Origin of the sequence: Staphylococcus sp. T93 (assembly GCF_016743875.1) — a bacterium.
Classification (GTDB): Bacteria; Bacillota; Bacilli; order Staphylococcales; family Staphylococcaceae; genus Staphylococcus; species Staphylococcus aureus.
This window is the reverse complement of sequence record NZ_CP068247.1, coordinates 1,519,148-1,541,261: the sequence shown is the minus strand read 5'-3', so window position 1 is coordinate 1,541,261 and position 22,114 is coordinate 1,519,148. Positions and strand designations below refer to the sequence as shown.

Below are 22,114 nucleotides of genomic sequence, written 5' to 3'. Positions count from 1 at the left end.
ATGTTCCGGTTTTTTTATTTCGCAAATATATGTCATTATAGAATTATTATTTAAAGATAATAATACAACTGAGCAACAATAATTGAAAATGTTGAAACCGTTTGCTAAGATTAATTTGCAATTGAATACTAAGGAACTACTAGGGGAGCCTAATGATATGGCTGAGATGAATTGTTCAGACCCTTATGACCTGATTTGGTTAGTACCAACGTAGGAAAGTAGTTATTGAAGTGATGGGGCTAGTATAGCAACATTGCCATCAAACTACTTTCATGTTGGAAGTAGTTTTTTTATTTAGGGAGGATTTTTTACAATGGAATTTTCACAAAAATTGTACCAAGCTGCAAAGCCAATCATTAATGATATTTATGAGGATGACTTTATTCAGAAGATGTTATCCGGAGATATAGGAGCTGACGCATTACGCCATTACTTAAAAGCTGATGCTGCGTATTTAAAAGAATTTACAAACTTATATGCTTTGTTAATTCCAAAAATGAATAGCATGAATGACGTAAAATTTTTAGTAGAGCAAATAGAATTTATGGTTGAAGGTGAAGTACTTGCGCATGATATTTTAGCGCAAATTGTTGGTGAATCATACGAAGAAATCATTAAAACAAAAGTTTGGCCTCCAAGTGGCGACCATTACATAAAACATATGTATTTCCAAGCGCATAGTCGTGAAAATGCTATTTATACAATTGCTGCAATGGCACCTTGTCCATATATTTATGCAGAATTAGCTAAGCGCTCTCAAAGTGATCATAAGCTTAATAGAGAAAAAGATACGGCAAAATGGTTTGATTTTTATAGTACTGAAATGGATGACATAATTAACGTATTTGAGGCAATAATGAATAAATTAGCCGAATCAATGTCTGACAAGGAATTGGAACAAGTAAAGCAAGTATTTTTAGAAAGTTGCATACATGAGCGTCGATTTTTCAATATGGCTATGACACTAGAACAATGGGAATTTGGAGGAAAAGTAAATGATTAAACCTAAAATAGCATTAACCATTGCAGGTACTGATCCAACAGGTGGTGCCGGCGTAATGGCTGATTTAAAATCATTTCATTCATGTGGTGTATATGGTATGGGCGTCGTTACAAGTATTGTTGCTCAAAATACATTGGGCGTACAACATATTCATAATTTAAATCATCAATGGGTAGATGAACAACTTGATAGTGTCTTCAATGATACCTTACCTCATGCTATTAAAACGGGGATGATTGCTACAGCAGATACTATGGAAACGATTCGTCATTATTTAATGCAACATGAATCTATTCCATATGTAATTGATCCTGTTATGTTGGCGAAAAGCGGTGATTCATTAATGGATAATGACACAAAGCAAAACTTGCAGCATACGTTATTGCCATTAGCTGACGTAGTAACACCGAATTTACCAGAAGCTGAAGAAATAACGGGACTAACCATTGATAGTGAAGAAAAAATTATGCAGGCTGGCCGCATCTTTATTAATGAGATTGGTAGTAAAGGTGTCATCATTAAAGGCGGTCATTCAAATGATACTGATATAGCAAAAGATTATTTATTTACTAACGAAGGTGTTCAAACATTTGAAAATGAACGATTTAAAACAAAACATACGCATGGAACAGGGTGTACATTTTCAGCAGTTATAACGGCAGAACTTGCAAAAGGTAGACCATTATTTGAGGCTGTACACAAGGCTAAAAAGTTTATTTCAATGAGTATACAATATACGCCTGAAATCGGCCGTGGTAGAGGTCCAGTGAATCATTTTGCATATTTAAAGAAAGAGGGATTAGACGATGAATTATCTAAATAAAATACGTATTGAAAACCCATTAACAATTTGTTATACAAACGATGTAGTTAAAAATTTTACAGCGAATGGTTTATTAAGTATTGGTGCTAGCCCTGCAATGAGTGAAGCTCCCGAAGAAGCTGAAGAATTTTACAAAGTTGCACAAGCGCTATTAATCAATATCGGTACTTTAACAGCAGAAAATGAACAAGATATTATTGCGATTGCTCAAACGGCAAATGAGGCAGGCTTACCTATTGTATTTGACCCTGTAGCTGTTGGTGCTTCTACATATCGAAAGCAATTTTGTAAATTATTATTGAAATCAGCGAAAGTATCAGTAATTAAAGGCAATGCATCTGAAATATTAGCGTTGATTGATGATACAGCAACTATGAAAGGTACAGATAGTGATGCTAATCTTGATGCGGTTGCAATAGCGAAAAAGGCTTACGCAACATATAAAACTGCAATAGTAATCACAGGTAAAGAGGACGTTATTGTTCAAGATAATAAAGCCTTCGTATTAGCTAATGGATCTCCATTATTAGCACGAGTAACTGGAGCTGGTTGTTTATTAGGAGGCGTTATTGCTGGATTTTTATTTAGAGAAACAGAACCAGACATAGAAGCGTTAATTGAAGCGGTAAGCGTATTTAATATTGCTGCTGAGGTAGCTGCTGAAAATGAAAATTGTGGTGGTCCTGGTACGTTTTCACCATTGTTGCTTGATACGTTATATCATTTAAATGAAACAACCTATCAACAACGGATTCGTATTCAAGAGGTGGAATAATATGTTTAACCAATCGTATCTAAATGTGTATTTTATTTGTGGGACCTCCGATGTTCCGAGTCATCGAACTATTCATGAAGTATTAGAAGCAGCATTAAAGGCAGGGATTACACTTTTCCAATTTCGAGAAAAGGGTGAATCAGCTTTAAAAGGAAACGATAAACTTGTATTAGCTAAAGAATTACAGCATCTCTGTCATCAATATGATGTGCCTTTTATCGTTAATGATGATGTATCCTTGGCAAAAGAAATTAACGCGGATGGTATACATGTCGGTCAAGATGATGCGAAAGTCAAAGAGATAGCACAATATTTCACTGATAAAATTATTGGACTTAGTATTAGTGATTTAGATGAGTATGCAAAATCTGATTTAACTCATGTTGATTATATAGGTGTTGGACCAATCTATCCTACGCCGTCGAAGCATGACGCGCATATACCAGTAGGTCCAGAAATGATTGCAACGTTTAAAGAAATGAATCCGCAACTACCGATTGTAGCTATTGGCGGTATCAATACTAATAATGTGGCGCCGATTGTAGAAGCAGGTGCCAATGGAATTTCAGTCATTTCAGCCATTTCTAAAAGTGAAAATATTGAAAAGACTGTTAATCGATTCAAAGATTTTTTTAATAATTAGTTAAATTTTTCCACTTATTGTTTCATACGTACTCATTAATGTGATAGAATAAATCCTATGTGAATATAATGATAGAGGTGGAAAAATGAAGAAAAAAGCGTTACTACCATTATTTTTAGGTATTATGGTCTTTTTGGCTGGTTGTGACTATTCTAAACCTGAAAAACGTAGTGGGTTTTTCTACAATACATTCGTAGATCCAATGAAAAATGTATTGGATTGGTTGGGAAATAACTTATTAAACGACAATTATGGTTTAGCTATTATTATCCTTGTATTGGTAATTCGTATTATTTTATTACCATTCATGTTGTCAAACTATAAAAATAGTCATATGATGCGTCAAAAAATGAAAGTTGCAAAGCCAGAAGTTGAAAAAATTCAAGAAAAAGTGAAACGTGCGCGTACACAAGAAGAAAAAATGGCTGCAAACCAAGAATTAATGCAAGTATATAAAAAGTATGACATGAACCCGATTAAGAGTATGTTGGGTTGTTTACCAATGCTAATCCAATTACCAATCATCATGGGATTATACTTTGTACTTAAAGACCAACTTGTAGATGGTTTGTTTAAATATCCACACTTCTTATGGTTCGATTTAGGACGTCCTGATATTTGGATTACAATTATTGCCGGTGTTTTATACTTTATCCAAGCATATGTATCAAGTAAAACGATGCCAGACGAACAACGTCAAATGGGTTACATGATGATGGTCATTTCACCAATTATGATTATCTGGATTTCATTAAGCTCAGCATCAGCACTTGGTTTGTACTGGTCAGTCAGTGCGGCGTTCCTTGTAGTTCAAACACACTTTGCGAACATTTATTATGAAAAAGTCGCTAAAAAAGAAGTACAACCTTTCATTGAAGCGTATGAAAGAGAGCACAACGGCGGCAGCAATAAAAAAGGCAAAAACACACAAGTTGTGTCTAAAAAGAAAAAGAAATAACCTTAGCAAGTCCAAATAATGTGCACCCTAAAAGTTGAAGATAATTTTAACTTTATAGGGCGCACATTATTTTTCGCTTCAATAGCGAAACTTAGTGTCACATTATACAATATGTGATAAATAGAAACAGCAGTAAGATGATTTCAAATGTGAAAGTCATCCTACTGCTGTTTTTATTTGAAATAATATTAACGAGTTTTCAGTATGTAAAAAGTGGTTAATAACAGAGTTGTCATTCTTCATCGCAATGTCATCTTGACACAATGATTCATCAGTGTAGCAGTATATGTCGCAAATTTCCACAGCAATTCACTTATACATGTAACAGTGTGAAATAATAACGTCACAACGGCATAATACACATTGCAACGTCCCAACAACATATCATAGAATCGTAACGGCATGACATCAACACCAAACCTGGCTATAACACCATAACAGCGCAACGCCACATCATAGCACTACATCAAGTCGCATCGTAGCACCAGCACATCAAAGTAACATGGCATCAACATCAAACCGGTCTATAACACCATAACACCGCAATGCCACATCATAGCACTACATCAAGTCGCATCGTGGTACCAGCACATCAAAGTAACATGGCATCAACGCCAAACCTGTCTATAACACCATAACACCGCAATGCCACATCATAGCACTACATCAAGACGCATCGTGGTACCAGCACATCAAAGTAGCATGACATGTCACCAAGCTCCCACAACAACACATCAAAGTAACATGGCATGACACCAAGCTTCCACAACAACACGCCATTACATCGCATCATCATACTACAACTTCAATGTCTAGTCGTGACAATTCCATTCCGTAAAAAACTGTTTCAAGTACATCATCATAAAGTCGTGACGTTCTTTAGCAATCATCTTCGCCGTATCTGTATGCATTAAAGATTCTAACTTAAGTAATTTTTCAAAGAAATGTTTAATTGCAGATGGTGGCAACTGTTCAACTAAATCATCATTAATCTTATCTAGTGACATATGTTCTGTCCACATAGGTTCACCAAAGTGTCCTGCAAATTGAAATGTTCGTGCAACACCTATAGCGCCTATAGCATCAAGACGATCTGCATCCCTGACAATTTGACCTTCTAAAGATAAAGTGACATGATCATTTTTGCCATTGCGATAGCTCATATTATTAATAATAAATAAAATGTGCTCTTGATCTTCGGTTGATAGTGATAAAGAAGATAAAAATGACTTCAATTCAACATATTGTTTGTTAGCATCTACAACTTTTTCGTCAACGGTATCATGAAGCAAACATGCGAGTTCAATGACTAAAGTATCATTAACACCTTCATTTTCAGCGATTGATTTAGCTAAAGCAGTGACACGATATACATGCGCAATATCATGGCCTGTATAATCATTTTGATGAATAGATTCCATATATTTTTTGGCAGCACTAATGACGTCTGATTGTTGCATTAAAGTTACACTCCTCATATTTCTATTTTATAAGATAGGTGACAATAATTGTGAAATACCTTCTTTAAATTTAATCCAAAGACTTCGCTTAGCATAACGTGCTTTTGTTAATTCAGAAGATACTGCTAAATCATCTATAAAAGCTTGTTTTAATTTTTTGGCAATTTGTTGGTCATAAATAAAAGCGTTGACTTCGAAATTCAATGTGAAACTGCGATGGTCCATATTAGCTGTTCCCACACTTGCAATTTCATCATCTATAACAAGTGTTTTTGAGTGTAAAAAGCCATTGTCGTAGTGAAATACTTTAACACCGGCATCTAATAAGGATGCTGCATTTTTTAAAGTAGCCCAAAAAACAAACGGATGGTCAGGTTTATTAGGAATCATGATATTGACATCAACACCACCTAATGCCGCAATTTTAATAGAATCTAAAAAGGCTTGATCAGGTATGAAATAGGGAGATTGAATATAAATCGATTTTTTAGCAGATGAAATCATTTTCAAATAGCCGTATTTAATCTGTTCCCATTCTTCGTCAGGACCACTAGAAGCTATTTGAACGCCAATTGTTCCACCAGAATTTACATCTGGGAAATAACGATCATCATAGGAGATGTGGTCACGTGTGGCTTGTGAATTCCAATCTAGAATAAATCGTAATTGCAATGCATTCACTGCATCCCCGACAATTCGTAAATGCGTATCTCGCCAATAGCCGAATTTTTTTGATTTACCTAAGTACTCATCACCAACATTAAAACCACCAACATATCCAATTTGCCCATCTATTACAACAATTTTTCGATGGTTTCGATTGTTCATACGCAAGTTAATTAAAGGTAATTTTGATGGGAAAAATGCTTCAGCATGTCCACCTTTATTGCGAAACGGGCGTAAGCCTTTTTTACGCAGTCCACGAGAACCCATGTCATCATAAAGAATTTTAACTTCTACACCTTGTTCCGCTTTTTTACCAAGTTCATTTAAAATGGTACGACCTAATTCATCATTTTGAATAATATAGTACTGAAAATGAATATAATCAGTAGCATTACGGATGTCTTGTATTAGGTCATCAAATTTTTCTTGGCCGTCTGTGTATATTTTTAAATCGTTGTCTGTTGTTAAAAATGCTGCGTTATTATATAACAACATTTGAATCATTTCTTTAAATTTTACAATTTGATAATTGGAATTTGAAAAGTTTTCATTTTTTAAAGCAGCTAATTGCTCATCAACGATTAACTCTAATCCTTTTTTATCTTCCTTATCAATTTTGAAAATTTGGTCACGTTGAATTTGTCGTCCTAATAGTAAGTATAAAATGAAGCCGAATAAAGGCAAGAAAACTAAGACTAGTAACCAAGCCCAGATAGAATTGGCAGAACGTCTTTCCATGAAAATAATGGTAAAGGCGAATAATAAGTTTAAAATAAATGCACCAATAAATATTGAATTTAAAATAATATTAGAATGCTTGAGTGCAATGGATAATAACTCTATCATTTGAAACCTCCCATCGAAAATCTTAAACGAGTAGTATATCTTATTAATTGTATCATGAAGCAATTTAAATATCATGACAATTTAGTTTGAAAAACACACTTTGTGTTGACGTTGTGTTTTATGGGATATAGTATAGTAAGGAATGTAAATGAAGGAGTGAATGCTATGACTGAACAAGATAATGCACATCATTCTGAACAAATAAAAACGAATCTTAAATCACGTTTAAATCGAATTGAAGGACAAGTGAGAGCGATTAATCGCATGATTGAAGAAGATGTCTATTGTGATGATGTCCTTACGCAAATAAGAGCGACACGTTCGGCGTTAAACAGTGTTGCGATAAAGTTATTAGAACAACATATGAAAAGTTGTATTATGAATAAAGTTAATCAAGGTGCTCAGGAAGAGGCAATGGAAGAGTTATTAGTGACTTTTCAAAAATTGATTAAAGACTAAAGGAGTTTAAGATGATACATCAAAATACGATTTACACAGCGGGAATTGAAACAGAAGAACAAGTAAGTCAATTGACAGAACGCATTTCAAATATGATAGGTGTTCATCAAGTGAATATTAATATAATAGATGGTCAAGTAACTGTATCGTATGAGACACCAGCAAATTTGAATAGTATTGAAAAAGAAATCTATGATGAAGGATACAAAATTGTATTTTAGGGTATAATGTAGAGTGCGCTATAGATTTTAATTTTGAAAATAAATTAAAAATTTTGTAAATGATGTAGTAAAGGTATGTCGAATAGGGTAAGATAATATTGAAAGCGATCCAAACGAGGTGATAATAATGAAACGTCCTGAAAAGATTCAAAATGTAGTCAAACTATTGTCATCATTAGGTGTGAATATTAAAAAAACTAAATCTCGTTTAGACATTATTAATACTTTGCCAGCATCTAATAAAGTAAGTCACGAATTAAAATAATTGACTGTGATTGTGAATCACACACCGTTAAAGCTATCGTCGGACTATTCGATGATAGCTTTTTTGACTGGATTTACTAAAATGAAAGCAAGTACTATATAACAAAATCCCTCTTTAGAGTGTACATTTTACAATGTGTACTTCAAAGAGGGATTGTTATTATCGAGTAATATCTATATATGACATTTTAAATCGACGACGTAAATAGACTATATAACGTCATCTTGAAAAGTTATGATATTTGAAACTCAAAATAGTTTAAATTAATTACTTTTTGGATGGTATAAATCGACATATCGTTTTGGTTCATGATAATAAATTGATAAGACTATACCTATTCCAGTCATCATACTCCATAGCGCACTACCACCATAACTAATAAATGGTAATGGAATACCAGTGATTGGTAACAACTGAATTGTCATACCAATATTTTGTAAAATATGGAACACAAGTAAAGTGACGAAACCAACGATAAAGATTTTGTTAAATTGATCTTCAATTTTCGCAGCTAATCTTATTAGATGGAAGATTAAAAATAAAAATATTAAGATCAATATGACAGAACCGATAAAGCCAAGTTCCTCTCCAATCACTGAAAAGATAAAGTCAGTATGATTTTCAGGTATATAAACTTCACCGTGATTGTATCCTTTACCTAGTAACTGTCCAGAACCGATAGCTTTAAGTGATTCAGTTAAATGATAGCCATCACCACTACTATATGTATAGGGGTCAAGCCATGAATTGATTCGTCCCATTTGATACAGTTGGACACCTAATAAATTTTCAATTAATGCGGGTGCATATAGAATACCTAAAATGACTGTCATTGCACCAACAATACCTGTAATAAAGATAGGTGCTAAGATACGCCATGTTATACCACTTACTAACATCACACCTGCAATAATAGCAGCTAATACTAATGTAGTTCCTAGGTCATTTTGCAGTAATATTAAAATACTTGGTACTAACGAGACACCAATAATTTTGAAAAATAATAACAAATCACTTTGGAATGATTTATTGAATGTGAATTGATTATGTCTAGAAACGACACGCGCTAATGCTAAAATTAAAATAATTTTCATGAATTCAGATGGCTGAATACTGATAGGGCCAAACGTGTACCAACTTTTGGCACCATTGATAATAGGTGTAATAGGTGACTCAGGAATAACGAGCAAGCCTATTAATAATAGACAGATTAAGAAATACAATAAATATGTATAATGTTTAATCTTTTTAGGTGAAATAAACATGATGATACCTGCAAAAATTGCACCTAAAATGTAATAAAAAATTTGTCTGATACCGAAATTAGCACTGTATTGACCACCGCCCATTGCCGAGTTAATAAGCAGAACACTGAAAATTGCTAAAACAGCTATAGTGGCTACTAATACCCAGTCTACTTTGCGAAGCCAATGCTTATCCGGCTGTTGACGAGATGAATAATTCATTGCAAACTCCTTTTATACTCACTAATGTTTATATCAATTTTACATGACTTTTTAAAAATTAGCTAGAATATCACAGTGATATCAGCTATAGATTTCAATTTGAATTAGGAATAAAATAGAAGGGAATATTGTTCTGATTATAAATGAATCAACATAGATACAGACACATAAGTCCTCGTTTTTAAAATGCAAAATAGCATTAAAATGTGATACTATTAAGATTCAAAGATGCGAATAAATCAATTAACAATAGGACTAAATCAATATTAATTTATATTAAGGTAGCAAACCCTGATATATCATTGGAGGAAAACGAAATGACAAAAGAAAATATTTGTATCGTTTTTGGAGGGAAAAGTGCAGAACACGAAGTATCGATTCTGACAGCACAAAATGTATTAAATGCAATAGATAAAGACAAATATCATGTTGATATCATTTATATTACCAATGATGGTGATTGGAGAAAGCAAAATAATATTACAGCTGAAATTAAATCTACTGATGAGCTTCATTTAGAAAATGGAGAGGCGCTTGAGATTTCACAGCTATTGAAAGAAAGTAGTTCAGGACAACCATACGATGCAGTATTCCCATTATTACATGGTCCTAATGGTGAAGATGGCACGATTCAAGGGCTTTTTGAAGTTTTGGATGTACCATATGTAGGAAATGGTGTATTGTCAGCTGCAAGTTCTATGGACAAACTTGTAATGAAACAATTATTTGAACATCGAGGGTTACCACAGTTACCTTATATTAGTTTCTTACGTTCTGAATATGAAAAATATGAACATAACATTTTAAAATTAGTAAATGATAAATTAAATTACCCAGTCTTTGTTAAACCTGCTAACTTAGGGTCAAGTGTAGGTATCAGTAAATGTAATAATGAAGCGGAACTTAAAGAAGGTATTAAAGAAGCATTCCAATTTGACCGTAAGCTTGTTATAGAACAAGGCGTTAACGCACGTGAAATTGAAGTAGCAGTTTTAGGAAATGACTATCCTGAAGCGACATGGCCAGGTGAAGTCGTAAAAGATGTCGCGTTTTACGATTACAAATCAAAATATAAAGATGGTAAGGTTCAATTACAAATTCCAGCTGACTTAGACGAAGATGTTCAATTAACGCTTAGAAATATGGCATTAGAGGCATTCAAAGCGACAGATTGTTCTGGTTTAGTCCGTGCTGATTTCTTTGTAACAGAAGACAACCAAATATATATTAATGAAACAAATGCAATGCCTGGATTTACGGCTTTCAGTATGTATCCAAAGTTATGGGAAAATATGGGCTTATCTTATCCAGAATTGATTACAAAACTTATCGAGCTTGCTAAAGAACGTCACCAGGATAAACAGAAAAATAAATACAAAATTGACTAACTGAGGTTGTTATTATGATTAATGTTACATTAAAGCAAATTCAATCATGGATTCCTTGTGAAATTGAAGATCAATTTTTAAATCAAGAGATAAATGGAGTCACAATTGATTCACGAGCAATTTCTAAAAATATGTTATTTATACCATTTAAAGGTGAAAATGTTGACGGTCATCGCTTTGTCTCTAAAGCATTACAAGATGGTGCTGGGGCTGCTTTTTATCAAAGAGGGACACCTATAGATGAAAATGTAAGCGGGCCTATTATATGGGTTGAAGACACATTAACGGCATTACAACAATTGGCACAAGCTTACTTGAGACATGTAAACCCTAAAGTAATTGCCGTCACAGGGTCTAATGGTAAAACAACGACTAAAGATATGATTGAAAGTGTATTGCATACCGAATTTAAAGTTAAGAAAACGCAAGGTAATTACAATAATGAAATTGGTTTACCTTTAACTATTTTGGAATTAGATAATGATACTGAAATATCAATATTGGAGATGGGGATGTCAGGTTTCCATGAAATTGAATTTCTGTCAAACCTCGCTCAACCAGATATTGCAGTTATAACTAATATTGGTGAGTCACATATGCAAGATTTAGGTTCGCGCGAGGGGATTGCTAAAGCTAAATCTGAAATTACAATAGGTCTAAAAGATAATGGTACGTTTATATATGATGGCGATGAACCATTATTGAAACCACATGTTAAAGAAGTTGAAAATGCAAAATGTATTAGTATTGGTGTTGCTACTGATAATGCATTAGTTTGTTCTGTTGATGATAGAGATACTACAGGTATTTCATTTACGATTAATAATAAAGAACATTACGATCTGCCAATATTAGGAAAGCATAATATGAAAAATGCGACGATTGCCATTGCGGTTGGTCATGAATTAGGTTTGACATATAACACAATCTATCAAAATTTAAAAAATGTCAGCTTAACTGGTATGCGTATGGAACAACATACATTAGAAAATGATATTACTGTGATAAATGATGCCTATAATGCAAGTCCTACAAGTATGAGAGCAGCTATTGATACACTGAGTACTTTGACAGGGCGTCGCATTCTAATTTTAGGAGATGTTTTAGAATTAGGTGAAAATAGCAAAGAAATGCATATCGGTGTAGGTAATTATTTAGAAGAAAAGCATATAGATGTGTTGTATACGTTTGGTAATGAAGCGAAGTATATTTATGATTCGGGCCAGCAACATGTCGAAAAAGCACAACACTTCAATTCTAAAGACGATATGATAGAAGTTTTAATAAACGATTTAAAAGCGCATGACCGTGTATTAGTTAAAGGATCACGTGGTATGAAATTAGAAGAAGTGGTAAATGCTTTAATTTCATAGAGATTAGTCGAGGGACCTTTTACTTATAAAAATGATTTGAATTAATACTAAAAGATTACAAAGAAGAGGTGGTTTTGTGTGTAAATACAAAATTGCCTTTTTCTTTTTATGTTAAATCTATAAATTTGAAACTAAATCAAGGTTAATTCTATGTACACACTTTATATAGGAAGTAGTTTGAATGTTTATATAATGTTTTACAAAAAGATGTAGTATTATAATGTCTAATTTCACATGTGTTTCAGTAAAATTTGTTGTGGAATGTTAACGATATACGTATTTTATAAAAAATTTTTTATAATGATTATTCGAATGATGCGTAACGCTTACATCTTATCTAATGCTAGCTTTTTGACAAAAATATGACAATCAATTAATGTGATTCTAATAAATATTCGCAAATTGCTTTATTGCGATTAAATTTTTTTGGTGGTACTATATAGAAGTTGATGAAATATTAATGAACTTATATGCAAAAGTATATTGAGAAATAAACAGGTAAAAAGGAGAATTATTTTGCAAAATTTTAAAGAACTAGGGATTTCGGATAATACGGTTCAGTCACTTGAATCAATGGGATTTAAAGAGCCGACACCTATCCAAAAAGACAGTATCCCTTATGCGTTACAAGGAATTGATATCCTTGGGCAAGCTCAAACCGGTACAGGTAAAACAGGAGCATTCGGTATTCCTTTAATTGAGAAAGTAGTAGGGAAACAAGGGGTTCAATCGTTGATTTTAGCACCTACAAGAGAATTGGCAATGCAGGTAGCTGAACAATTAAGAGAATTTAGCCGTGGACAAGGTGTCCAAGTTGTTACTGTATTCGGTGGTATGCCTATCGAACGCCAAATTAAAGCCTTGAAAAAAGGCCCACAAATCGTAGTCGGAACACCTGGGCGTGTTATCGACCATTTAAATCGTCGCACATTAAAAACGGACGGAATTCATACTTTGATTTTAGATGAAGCTGATGAAATGATGAATATGGGATTCATCGATGATATGAGATTTATTATGGATAAAATTCCAGCAGTACAACGTCAAACAATGTTGTTCTCAGCTACAATGCCTAAAGCAATCCAAGCTTTAGTACAACAATTTATGAAATCACCAAAAATCATTAAGACAATGAATAATGAAATGTCTGATCCACAAATCGAAGAATTCTATACAATTGTTAAAGAATTAGAGAAATTTGATACATTTACAAATTTCCTAGATGTTCATCAACCTGAATTAGCAATCGTATTCGGACGTACAAAACGTCGTGTTGATGAATTAACAAGTGCTTTGATTTCTAAAGGATATAAAGCTGAAGGTTTACATGGTGATATTACACAAGCGAAACGTTTAGAAGTATTAAAGAAATTTAAAAATGACCAAATTAATATTTTAGTCGCTACTGATGTAGCAGCAAGAGGACTAGATATTTCTGGTGTGAGTCATGTTTATAACTTTGATATACCTCAAGATACTGAAAGCTATACACACCGTATTGGTCGTACGGGTCGTGCTGGTAAAGAAGGTATCGCTGTAACGTTTGTTAATCCAATCGAAATGGATTATATCAGACAAATTGAAGATGCAAACGGTAGAAAAATGAGTGCACTTCGTCCACCACATCGTAAAGAAGTACTTCAAGCACGTGAAGATGACATCAAAGAAAAAGTTGAAAACTGGATGTCTAAAGAGTCAGAATCACGCTTGAAACGCATTTCTACAGAGTTGTTAAATGAATATAACGATGTTGATTTAGTTGCTGCACTTTTACAAGAGTTAGTAGAAGCAAACGATGAAGTTGAAGTTCAATTAACTTTTGAAAAACCATTATCTCGCAAAGGCCGTAACGGTAAACCAAGTGGTTCTCGTAACAGAAATAGTAAGCGTGGTAATCCTAAATTTGACAGTAAGAGTAAACGTTCAAAAGGATACTCAAGTAAGAAGAAAAGTACAAAAAAATTCGACCGTAAAGAGAAGAGCAGCGGTGGAAGCAGACCTATGAAAGGTCGCACATTTGCTGACCATCAAAAATAATTTATAGATTAAGAGCTTAAAGATGTAATGTCTTGAGCTCTTTTTTGTTTTCAATAATTGATTCTCTGTAGATATCAAAGTACTAACGTTTTAAAGGTTAAATATTTAATTGGATTGAGATCTGTATGCGGTTATATCATTCTGTGTAAATATGGTTCTCCACCAAATGTGGTGAGTATATAATTTAAAGAACTATTTTTAAATTAAGAATAATCGAACATAAATAAACTTTATGAAATTTCAGTATCATGTTCTTATAAAAAACAATAGGGCTTTTTGCTGACGCTAGTGCGCGATAAATAATAAGTTGAATATAAAAAAGATCACTGCCAATCATTCGTTTAATGGCAGCGATCTTTTTTATTTAATTATTTCTCTTTCCACTGCAACATTTGATAACCAATGCGTGGATGTGTTTTAATAATATCTTTTGCGTCCTCATGACATTGTGAAAGTTTTTGTCTTAATGATGTCATATGCACTCTTAAACTAGGCATTTCAGTCTTATTAACATAGCCATATATTCGTTTTAATATCATCTCATAAGTGAGTACTTTTCCTTTATGATTTGACAATAGTTCTAACAAGCTAAATTCATTTGGCGTCAAATGTACCTCCTGATTATTAATAACAACAGATTTGGAGCCAAAGTCGATGCTTAGCAAACCGTTAGTAAATACAATGTTAGTTTCTTGATGTGACTTAGCGATTCTCTCGATGACTCGTATTCGTGCCCGAAGCTCATCAACATTAAAAGGTTTAGTCATATAGTCATTCGCACCGTTATCTAAAGCTTGAATAATTGTTTGTTCTTCTTGTCTTGCACTTATTACAATGATAGGAATGTCAGTATGTTGCCTGATTTCTGAAATCAAACATAATCCATCTTTATCTGGTAAACCTAAATCTAATAAAATGACATCTGGTTTATCAATTTGAATTTTAAAGTGTGCTTGTGTGGCATTGTCGGCTGTAGTTACATTGTAATAATCTAAAGTTAATGCAACATCAAGTAAATGTGTGATTGCGTGATCATCTTCAATTATCAATATTTTAGATTGCATTATACGTCTCCTTCGTTAAAGTCTGTATATATATTGAAATAGAATATACTGCCGTGTGGTTGGTTCGGTTTATATTGTAAGTTTGATTGATGTTTGTGTAGGATAGTCTGTACTAAATATAAGCCTAGTCCCATGCTTTCTTTTTGGTTATCTTTAAAATATTTATTTGATCCTGTGTAAAAAGGCTCGAATATCTTTTGTTGTTCTTCTAAACTAATTCCAGGTCCTTCGTCTATAACGGCAAATTCGATTTGTTCATAGCTAGCATAACGAATAGATAAATTGATTTTGGTGTCAGTAGAAGTGTGTTTAACTGCATTTTCAATCAAATTGAATAAAGCTTGTAAAATCAACTTACTGTCAATGTGTATAAACTGTAAATTTACTGAGGATGATACAGTTATACGCTTTTTTAAATGGCGACGTTCTAAAATCATATCGATTTCTTCTACTAATTCACTAACGAGATAAGGTTGCAATTTTATCTGAACATTTGATGACTGTAATTTTGTTAATGATAAAATATTTGTCACTAATAGATATAAATACTGACTTTCTTGAAAACTATGTACAAGTAATTGTTCCTTTTCTATGATAGACATATCTTTACTATGTGATACTAAAATATCTAAATTTCCCATAATTGTTGTTAACGGTGTACGTATGTCATGCGAAATTGATCTTAAAAAATTTGAATGTGTCAGTTGACGTTCAGCCTGTAACATGGATTCTCTCGTTTGTTTAAGTAACGTCACATTTTCAACGGCGAGAGAAAGTTCATTTAACATTGATTCTAATATTGATGCATCATATGGATTAATCACTTGAGAACTTTGGTAATCAATGGCTAGAATGCCTTTAATCGGAGATGTGCCAATTGGTATCAACCATTTATTAATGCCTGGAAATGTATCTGTTGTTGCACCAGCTTGTCTTTCATTTTTAATTACCCAGCTTAATGCTTGTTCATGCTGTTGAGTCGTATTATCGATATGGTTTTGCAATGGTATTGTTTTAATTACTTTCGATTGATTGATAACGTATATAGTAATTGATTGTTGCAATAATTGATTAATTTGGTATCCAGCATTTATTAGTAAGTTTTCAACTGTATAAGTTTGTTTAATCGAATCATTAAATTGAAATAATAAATCTGTACGATAAAGTTGCTTTTTAGTAATGGAGTATTGGAATTTAATTTGTTTTAATAAAGCACTCGTTAAAATACTTGTTAAAATGCTAACGATAAATGTAATAGGATAGTCAAAGCGATATACTTCAAATGTATATCTAGGTTCCGTAAAAAAATAATTAAAAACAAATACGTTAATAATTGCTGCTAAAAAGCCAATGATGAAGGACCGCGTCCAAATGGATAATAAAATGATGCCGATGAGAAAAATCATTAAAATAATCGTACTAGACTCATGCTTATCAAGTTGATAAATCCACAGTCCCATCATTACACAAATTATTTGAATCAAAATCATTTTTAACATATCTATGGCGAAACGTTTGCCTTTAGGACGATAGGGTGATTTGTTCATTTTCAATTCAACAGGTATTTGTTTGATTGGAACGATTTCGATTTTATAGCTATGTTCAAAGGACATTAAATGGTCAATTAAAGGTGTATTGAAAAAGTCTCGCCACTTATTTCTAATATGTTGTCCGATAATTAATTTGGTTACATCTTGATTTTTACACCATTCGTCTAATCCTAATGCAACGGTTTGGCTATAAACTACTTTTACTTTTGCTCCTAATGATTTTGCAAGCATGAGATGTTGATGCACTTGCTTTTGACTATCTTTATATTGCCTGTTTTTTTCGAATACATCTATATAAATAGCAGTGAACTTCGCATGTTCTTTTTGAGCAATATGGAATGCCTCTTTAATTACTGCTTCATTATAAATGCTCCCACTAATTGCCACAGCAATATGAGGTTTGAGTGACGTTTTATGGTTGTGTCGGACTTTTTCTTTATCACTCATCAAGTCGGCAACTGTTCTTAACGTCAATGTACGCAGTTCGCTTAGGTGGGCATACGTAAAGAAATTACTAAATGCTACATCTAGCCTATCCTTTTTATATACCTTGCCAGCTTTTAAGCGTTTAATTAATTGTTCAGGTGAGATATCTACGACTTCTAATACATCGGCGCTCATTATGAAATAGTCGGGTACACGTTCTTTAACATGTACACCGGTCATCAGTTCAATTTGACTACTTAAACTTTCAATATGTTGAATGTTCAAAGTGGTATGAACATCGATACCATGATTTAAAATTTCTTCAATATCCATATATCGTTTCTCATGACGATCTCTAGAAATATTCGTATGTGCTAACTCATCGATAAGTACTATTGTCGGCGATTCTTCGATTATGCGGTCGACATCTAAATATTGAAAATGATGACTACCATGTTTAGTAAAATTGGTTGTGATTTTAGGTAATTGTTCAGCTAATGCATTTGTTTCATCACGCTGATGCGGTTCAATATATCCTATTTTAATATCAACGTTACTTTGAAATAGTTCAATGGCATTTGAAAGCATCTCAAATGTTTTACCAACACCTGGACTGTAACCGATGTAAATTGTTAAAGATCCACGCTTTTTTCCTATGTTTAGCGATTCAGTGTTTGACATAACCTTCACCTCGATAGCAATATCATAATATTCTTCACAATTAAATGCTATAAAATTTATTTCTGCATACACATCTTAATGATTTCTTAATAACTAAGTTTGAAAATTAATATTTCTCTCATAAACAAGTTGTTACGATGTTGTTGTGTTGTAAGGAGGTTATGGCAATGCTCATCGTTTTATTACTGGTAGTTATTGCATTAGTTTTGTATTTATTTTATGCCTTAATTCGTAGTGAAAAATTTTAGAAATATATTAAGTGAGGGTTATCATGGAAATAATTTTGTTTCTAACAATGATGGTTATGATTACGTATGTTTTTAGTGGATATCTATATCGCGTAGCATTGGTGCAATCGTCAAGAGTAGATTTAATATTTACTAGATTTGAAAATATGTGTTTTAAAATTATCGGCACAGATTTAGAACACATGTCAGCTAAAACATATGTCAAACATTTTCTGGCATTTAATGGATTTATGGGGTTTATAACATTTGTATTGCTAATAGTTCAGCAATGGCTTTTTTTAAATCCAAATCATAATTTAAACCAATCGATAGATTTAGCGTTTAATACAGCAATATCTTTTTTAACAAATAGTAATTTACAACACTATAACGGTGAATCAGATGTGACATATTTAACGCAAATGATTGTAATGACATATTTAATGTTTACATCTAGTGCATCAGGTTACGCCGTTTGTATAGCGATGTTGAGACGTTTAACTGGATTAACTAATATCATTGGTAATTTTTATCAAGATATTGTTCGGTTTATTGTCCGAGTACTTTTACCATTATCATGTTTAATTAGTATTTTATTGATGACTCAAGGTGTACCACAAACGTTGCATGCTAATTTAATGATTCGGACTTTAAGCGGACATATTCAACATATTGCATTTGGACCTATTGCATCACTTGAATCAATAAAACATCTTGGTACGAATGGTGGAGGATTTTTAGCAGGAAATTCTGCAACACCTTTTGAAAATCCAAATATTTGGAGCAATTTTATAGAAATGGGCAGTATGATGTTACTTCCTATGTCAATGTTGTTCTTATTTGGTCGCATGTTAAGTAGACATGGTAAACGAGTACATCGTCATGCGTTGATATTATTTGTCGCAATGTTTTTCATTTTTATAGCAATTCTTACATTAACTATGTGGAGTGAGTATCGTGGTAATCCAATACTAGCGAATTTAGGCATTTATGGACCGAATATGGAAGGTAAAGAGGTACGGTTTGGAGCAGGTTTGTCAGCACTATTTACAGTTATTACGACGGCATTTACAACGGGTTCTGTTAATAACATGCATGATAGCTTAACGCCTATAGGTGGATTAGGACCAATGGTATTAATGATGCTAAATGTTGTATTTGGTGGCGAAGGCGTAGGACTCATGAATTTATTGATATTTGTCTTACTGACGGTGTTTATATGCAGTTTGATGGTTGGTAAAACACCAGAATATTTAAATATGCCAATTGGCGCCCGTGAAATGAAATGTATTGTCTTAGTCTTTCTCATACACCCAATTTTAATTTTAGTATTTTCAGCACTTGCTTTTATGATTCCTGGAGCAAGTGAAAGTATAACGAATCCGTCTTTTCATGGTATTTCACAAGTTATGTATGAAATGACATCAGCTGCTGCGAACAATGGATCAGGGTTTGAAGGACTGAAAGATGATACAACATTCTGGAATATCTCTACAGGAATCATTATGTTGCTTTCTCGTTATATACCAATTATTTTGCAATTAATGATTGCATCAAGTTTAGTGAATAAAAAATCATACCATCAAGATAAATATACAATAGCGATTGATAAACCTTATTTTGGCGTATCACTAATCGTATTTATCGTTTTACTAAGTGGTTTGACATTTATTCCAGTACTATTACTTGGTCCTATTGGTGAATTTTTAACTTTAAAATAAAGTAAAGGGATGGAAAAAATGCATCATGTAAATAAATATTTCAATCAAACAATGGTGATAGAAGCTTTGAAAATGAGTTTTTATAAGCTGAATCTTAAACAATTAATAAAAAATCCGATAATGTTTGTCGTTGAGGTTGGAATGATTTTAACGTTGATATTAATATGTTTTCCTGACATATTTGGAACTAGCTATCTATCGCGAGGTTATTTGATTACAATTTTTATCATATTATTAATAACTATATTGTTTGCTAATTTTTCAGAAGCCTTTGCTGAAGGTCGTGGAAAAGCGCAAGCTGATAGTTTAAGACAAGCACAATCAAATTTAACTGCTCGATTGATAGAAGAAAATGGTGCGTATCGGATAGTGAACGCCACAGAGTTAAAAGCCGGACAAAATATTCGGGTAGAAAATGGAGAAACAATCCCTGCTGATGGCGTTGTAATAAATGGATTAGCAACCGTTGATGAATCTGCAATTACTGGTGAGTCTGCACCTGTGATAAAAGAATCAGGTGGCGATTTTGATGGAGTCATTGGCGGTACACTTGTAACATCTGATTGGTTAGAAATACGTGTTGAGAGTGAAGCGGGTACATCTTTTTTAGATAAAATGATTGCCTTAGTTGAAGGGGCGGAAAGAAATAAAACACCAAATGAAATTGCACTTTTTACATTATTAACAACGTTAACAATTATATTTTTAGTCGTTATTGTAACGTTATATCCAATAGCATCTTACCTGCATTTAATTTTACCTATTGCGATGCTCATTGCGTTAACAGTATGTTTAATACCAACGACAATCGGTGGTTTGTTATCGGCGATTGGTATTGCAGGCATGGATCGTGTTACTCAATTCAATGTATTAGCGAAAAGTGGGCGTGCTGTAGAAGTATGTGGAGATGTCGATGTAATGATTTTAGACAAGACAGGCACAATCACTTATGGCAATCGAATCGCTAGTGAATTTTTACCAGTGAATCAACAAATGCTTGAAAAATTGATAGTCGCTGCTTATATGTCATCAATCTACGATGATACGCCAGAAGGAAAAAGTATTGTACGATTAGCGAAGCAGATGTATATAAATGAGCTGCCTAAAGACATTGATGGCACATATAAGCCTTTTACAGCTGAAACTAGAATGAGCGGAATCATTACAAATGAAATATCGGTATTCAAAGGTGCACCTAATAGTATGATAAATCTTGTCAAACAACAACAAGGCAATATTCCTCTTAATATTGAGTCTCTCTGTATGGATGTATCGAGTAAAGGTGGCACACCATTAATAGTCATTGAAAACAATGTCATGCTTGGCGTGATTTATTTAAAAGATGTGATTAAAGATGGTCTTGTAGAACGATTTACTGAATTGAGAAAAATGGGGATTGAAACAGTTATGTGTACAGGTGATAATGCTTTAACAGCAGCTACAATTGCAAAAGAAGCCGGGGTTGATAGATTTGTTGCAGAGTGTAAACCCGAAGATAAAATTAAAGTCATCAAAGATGAACAAGCGAAAGGCCATATTGTTGCGATGACAGGAGATGGTACAAATGATGCACCTGCGCTAGCACAAGCGAATATAGGATTAGCTATGAACTCAGGGACAATTAGTGCTAAAGAGGCAGCTAATCTAATTGATTTAGATTCGAATCCTACAAAGTTAATAGAGGTTGTAAAAATAGGCAAACAATTATTAATGACGAGAGGTGCATTAACGACATTTAGTTTGGCTAATGACGTAGCAAAATACTTTGCAATTTTACCTGCACTAATGATGTCAACAATTCCAGAAATGACTTCACTAAATATTATGCATTTATCGTCACCTAAATCTGCAATTATATCAGCTTTGATATTCAATGCATTAATCATTGTTGCCTTAATTCCAATTGCCATGAAAGGTGTAAAAGTAAAGGGTTACAGCATTGATAGAATCTTTATAAATAATATGTTGATTTATGGATTAGGTGGATTAATCGTCCCGTTTTTAGGCATTAAATTAATAGATATGATTGTACAATTTTTTGTGTAAAGAGGAAGGAGCCTGT

19 protein-coding genes and 1 riboswitch are annotated in these 22,114 nt (G+C 33.1%); of the genes, 14 read left to right on the top strand and 5 right to left on the bottom strand.

The genetic code is table 11. The features are described 5' to 3' along the window. Positions 1–131 precede the first annotated feature (131 nt). Positions 132–234: riboswitch (TPP riboswitch) on the top strand. Positions 235–313: 79 nt separating this feature from the next. The 5 genes from tenA to yidC all read left to right on the top strand — a co-directional run bounded on the left by tenA (position 314) and on the right by yidC (position 4,202). Beyond that, entirely contained in the window at positions 314–1,003 is a 690-nt protein-coding gene (tenA, locus tag JG553_RS07585; protein ID WP_000396076.1) for a thiaminase II, read from the top strand. Further along, a complete protein-coding gene (thiD, locus tag JG553_RS07580; RefSeq protein WP_000594959.1) occupies positions 996–1,826 on the top strand; it encodes a bifunctional hydroxymethylpyrimidine kinase/phosphomethylpyrimidine kinase in 831 nt (276 codons plus the stop codon). Before tenA ends, thiD begins: the two co-directional genes overlap by 8 nt. After that, positions 1,810–2,601 carry a hydroxyethylthiazole kinase gene (gene thiM / locus JG553_RS07575; protein WP_001108479.1) on the top strand — a complete coding sequence of 264 codons (792 nt, stop codon included), beginning with the start codon at positions 1,810–1,812 and terminating at the stop codon, positions 2,599–2,601. The genes thiD and thiM overlap by 17 nt, the downstream gene beginning before the upstream one ends. Position 2,602: 1 nt before the next feature. After that, a complete protein-coding gene (gene thiE / locus JG553_RS07570; RefSeq protein WP_000483153.1) occupies positions 2,603–3,244 on the top strand; it encodes a thiamine phosphate synthase in 642 nt (213 codons plus the stop codon). Positions 3,245–3,329: 85 nt separating this feature from the next. Then, on the top strand, positions 3,330–4,202 hold the full coding sequence (gene yidC, locus JG553_RS07565; protein ID WP_000725802.1) for a membrane protein insertase YidC: 873 nt from the start codon (positions 3,330–3,332) through the stop codon (positions 4,200–4,202). An 812-nt stretch (positions 4,203–5,014) separates the two neighbouring features. On the opposite strand, the gene JG553_RS07560 is transcribed toward yidC, so the two are convergent. Together JG553_RS07560 and cls are read right to left on the bottom strand one after the other, a co-directional pair. Beyond that, positions 5,015–5,662 carry an HD domain-containing protein gene (locus tag JG553_RS07560; RefSeq protein WP_001187629.1) on the bottom strand — a complete coding sequence of 216 codons (648 nt, stop codon included), beginning with the start codon at positions 5,660–5,662 and terminating at the stop codon, positions 5,015–5,017. Positions 5,663–5,689: 27 nt separating this feature from the next. Then, positions 5,690–7,174, bottom strand: coding sequence for a cardiolipin synthase (cls, locus tag JG553_RS07555; protein WP_000571549.1), 1,485 nt, complete (start codon positions 7,172–7,174; stop codon positions 5,690–5,692). A gap of 165 nt (positions 7,175–7,339) precedes the next feature. Here cls and csoR point away from each other — a divergent pair, with 165 nt between their 5' ends. From csoR to JG553_RS07540, 3 genes are all read left to right on the top strand, one after another. Continuing rightward, positions 7,340–7,633 carry a copper-sensing transcriptional repressor CsoR gene (gene csoR, locus JG553_RS07550; RefSeq protein WP_000138932.1) on the top strand — a complete coding sequence of 98 codons (294 nt, stop codon included), beginning with the start codon at positions 7,340–7,342 and terminating at the stop codon, positions 7,631–7,633. Positions 7,634–7,644: 11 nt separating this feature from the next. Then, complete coding sequence (gene csoZ, locus JG553_RS07545; RefSeq protein WP_000581792.1) at positions 7,645–7,854, top strand: putative copper chaperone CsoZ; 210 nt, start codon at positions 7,645–7,647, stop codon at positions 7,852–7,854. A gap of 127 nt (positions 7,855–7,981) precedes the next feature. After that, the gene (locus JG553_RS07540) at positions 7,982–8,119 is read left to right on the top strand and encodes an Lmo0850 family protein (protein WP_000828354.1); all 138 of its coding nucleotides are present in this window, start codon (positions 7,982–7,984) and stop codon (positions 8,117–8,119) included. Between the two features lie 263 nt (positions 8,120–8,382). Here the strand turns inward: JG553_RS07540 and JG553_RS07535 are convergent, their stop codons facing one another. Then, positions 8,383–9,585 carry an FtsW/RodA/SpoVE family cell cycle protein gene (locus JG553_RS07535; RefSeq protein WP_001109939.1) on the bottom strand — a complete coding sequence of 401 codons (1,203 nt, stop codon included), beginning with the start codon at positions 9,583–9,585 and terminating at the stop codon, positions 8,383–8,385. A gap of 317 nt (positions 9,586–9,902) precedes the next feature. Between JG553_RS07535 and JG553_RS07530 the strand changes: the two genes are divergently transcribed. The 3 genes from JG553_RS07530 to cshA all read left to right on the top strand — a co-directional run bounded on the left by JG553_RS07530 (position 9,903) and on the right by cshA (position 14,383). Then, positions 9,903–10,973 carry a D-alanine--D-alanine ligase gene (locus tag JG553_RS07530; RefSeq protein WP_000159631.1) on the top strand — a complete coding sequence of 357 codons (1,071 nt, stop codon included), beginning with the start codon at positions 9,903–9,905 and terminating at the stop codon, positions 10,971–10,973. Between the two features lie 14 nt (positions 10,974–10,987). After that, positions 10,988–12,346, top strand: a complete 1,359-nt coding sequence (locus JG553_RS07525; protein WP_000611465.1) for a UDP-N-acetylmuramoyl-tripeptide--D-alanyl-D-alanine ligase — start codon at positions 10,988–10,990, stop codon at positions 12,344–12,346. Positions 12,347–12,862: 516 nt separating this feature from the next. Continuing rightward, positions 12,863–14,383 (top strand): degradosome RNA helicase CshA, encoded by a 1,521-nt coding sequence (gene cshA, locus JG553_RS07520; RefSeq protein ID WP_001178942.1) that lies wholly within the window; start codon positions 12,863–12,865, stop codon positions 14,381–14,383. Between the two features lie 368 nt (positions 14,384–14,751). Here cshA and JG553_RS07515 read toward each other — a convergent pair whose 3' ends face one another. Beyond that, a complete protein-coding gene (locus tag JG553_RS07515; protein WP_001190841.1) occupies positions 14,752–15,447 on the bottom strand; it encodes a response regulator transcription factor in 696 nt (231 codons plus the stop codon). After that, positions 15,447–18,104: a sensor histidine kinase gene (locus JG553_RS07510; protein WP_000072278.1), complete on the bottom strand. Its 2,658-nt coding sequence runs from the start codon at positions 18,102–18,104 to the stop codon at positions 15,447–15,449. Before JG553_RS07510 ends, JG553_RS07515 begins: the two co-directional genes overlap by 1 nt. Positions 18,105–18,241: 137 nt before the next feature. On the opposite strand from JG553_RS07510, the gene kdpF reads away from it, so the two are divergent. From kdpF to kdpB, 3 genes are read left to right on the top strand one after another with little or no spacing between them, the layout of a single operon-like run. Further along, the gene (kdpF, locus tag JG553_RS07505; RefSeq protein ID WP_001789641.1) at positions 18,242–18,352 is read left to right on the top strand and encodes a K(+)-transporting ATPase subunit F; all 111 of its coding nucleotides are present in this window, start codon (positions 18,242–18,244) and stop codon (positions 18,350–18,352) included. Positions 18,353–18,375: 23 nt separating this feature from the next. Further along, a complete protein-coding gene (gene kdpA / locus JG553_RS07500; RefSeq protein ID WP_000402656.1) occupies positions 18,376–20,052 on the top strand; it encodes a potassium-transporting ATPase subunit KdpA in 1,677 nt (558 codons plus the stop codon). Positions 20,053–20,070: 18 nt separating this feature from the next. Continuing rightward, on the top strand, positions 20,071–22,098 hold the full coding sequence (gene kdpB / locus JG553_RS07495; RefSeq protein WP_000546584.1) for a potassium-transporting ATPase subunit KdpB: 2,028 nt from the start codon (positions 20,071–20,073) through the stop codon (positions 22,096–22,098). Positions 22,099–22,114: the final 16 nt, after the last annotated feature.

Bases quoted from the DNA above. Each gene is read 5' to 3' on its own strand.
- tenA (WP_000396076.1), top strand. From the start codon at position 314: ATGGAATTTTCACAAAAATTGTACCAAGCTGCAAAGCCAATCATTAAT.
- thiD (WP_000594959.1), top strand. From the start codon at position 996: ATGATTAAACCTAAAATAGCATTAACCATTGCAGGTACTGATCCAACA.
- thiM (WP_001108479.1), top strand. From the start codon at position 1,810: ATGAATTATCTAAATAAAATACGTATTGAAAACCCATTAACAATTTGT.
- thiE (WP_000483153.1), top strand. From the start codon at position 2,603: ATGTTTAACCAATCGTATCTAAATGTGTATTTTATTTGTGGGACCTCC.
- yidC (WP_000725802.1), top strand. From the start codon at position 3,330: ATGAAGAAAAAAGCGTTACTACCATTATTTTTAGGTATTATGGTCTTT.
- JG553_RS07560 (WP_001187629.1), bottom strand. From the start codon at position 5,662: ATGCAACAATCAGACGTCATTAGTGCTGCCAAAAAATATATGGAATCT.
- cls (WP_000571549.1), bottom strand. From the start codon at position 7,174: ATGATAGAGTTATTATCCATTGCACTCAAGCATTCTAATATTATTTTA.
- csoR (WP_000138932.1), top strand. From the start codon at position 7,340: ATGACTGAACAAGATAATGCACATCATTCTGAACAAATAAAAACGAAT.
- csoZ (WP_000581792.1), top strand. From the start codon at position 7,645: ATGATACATCAAAATACGATTTACACAGCGGGAATTGAAACAGAAGAA.
- JG553_RS07540 (WP_000828354.1), top strand. From the start codon at position 7,982: ATGAAACGTCCTGAAAAGATTCAAAATGTAGTCAAACTATTGTCATCA.
- JG553_RS07535 (WP_001109939.1), bottom strand. From the start codon at position 9,585: ATGAATTATTCATCTCGTCAACAGCCGGATAAGCATTGGCTTCGCAAA.
- JG553_RS07530 (WP_000159631.1), top strand. From the start codon at position 9,903: ATGACAAAAGAAAATATTTGTATCGTTTTTGGAGGGAAAAGTGCAGAA.
- JG553_RS07525 (WP_000611465.1), top strand. From the start codon at position 10,988: ATGATTAATGTTACATTAAAGCAAATTCAATCATGGATTCCTTGTGAA.
- JG553_RS07515 (WP_001190841.1), bottom strand. From the start codon at position 15,447: ATGCAATCTAAAATATTGATAATTGAAGATGATCACGCAATCACACAT.
- JG553_RS07510 (WP_000072278.1), bottom strand. From the start codon at position 18,104: ATGTCAAACACTGAATCGCTAAACATAGGAAAAAAGCGTGGATCTTTA.
- kdpF (WP_001789641.1), top strand. From the start codon at position 18,242: ATGTTGTTGTGTTGTAAGGAGGTTATGGCAATGCTCATCGTTTTATTA.
- kdpA (WP_000402656.1), top strand. From the start codon at position 18,376: ATGGAAATAATTTTGTTTCTAACAATGATGGTTATGATTACGTATGTT.
- kdpB (WP_000546584.1), top strand. From the start codon at position 20,071: ATGCATCATGTAAATAAATATTTCAATCAAACAATGGTGATAGAAGCT.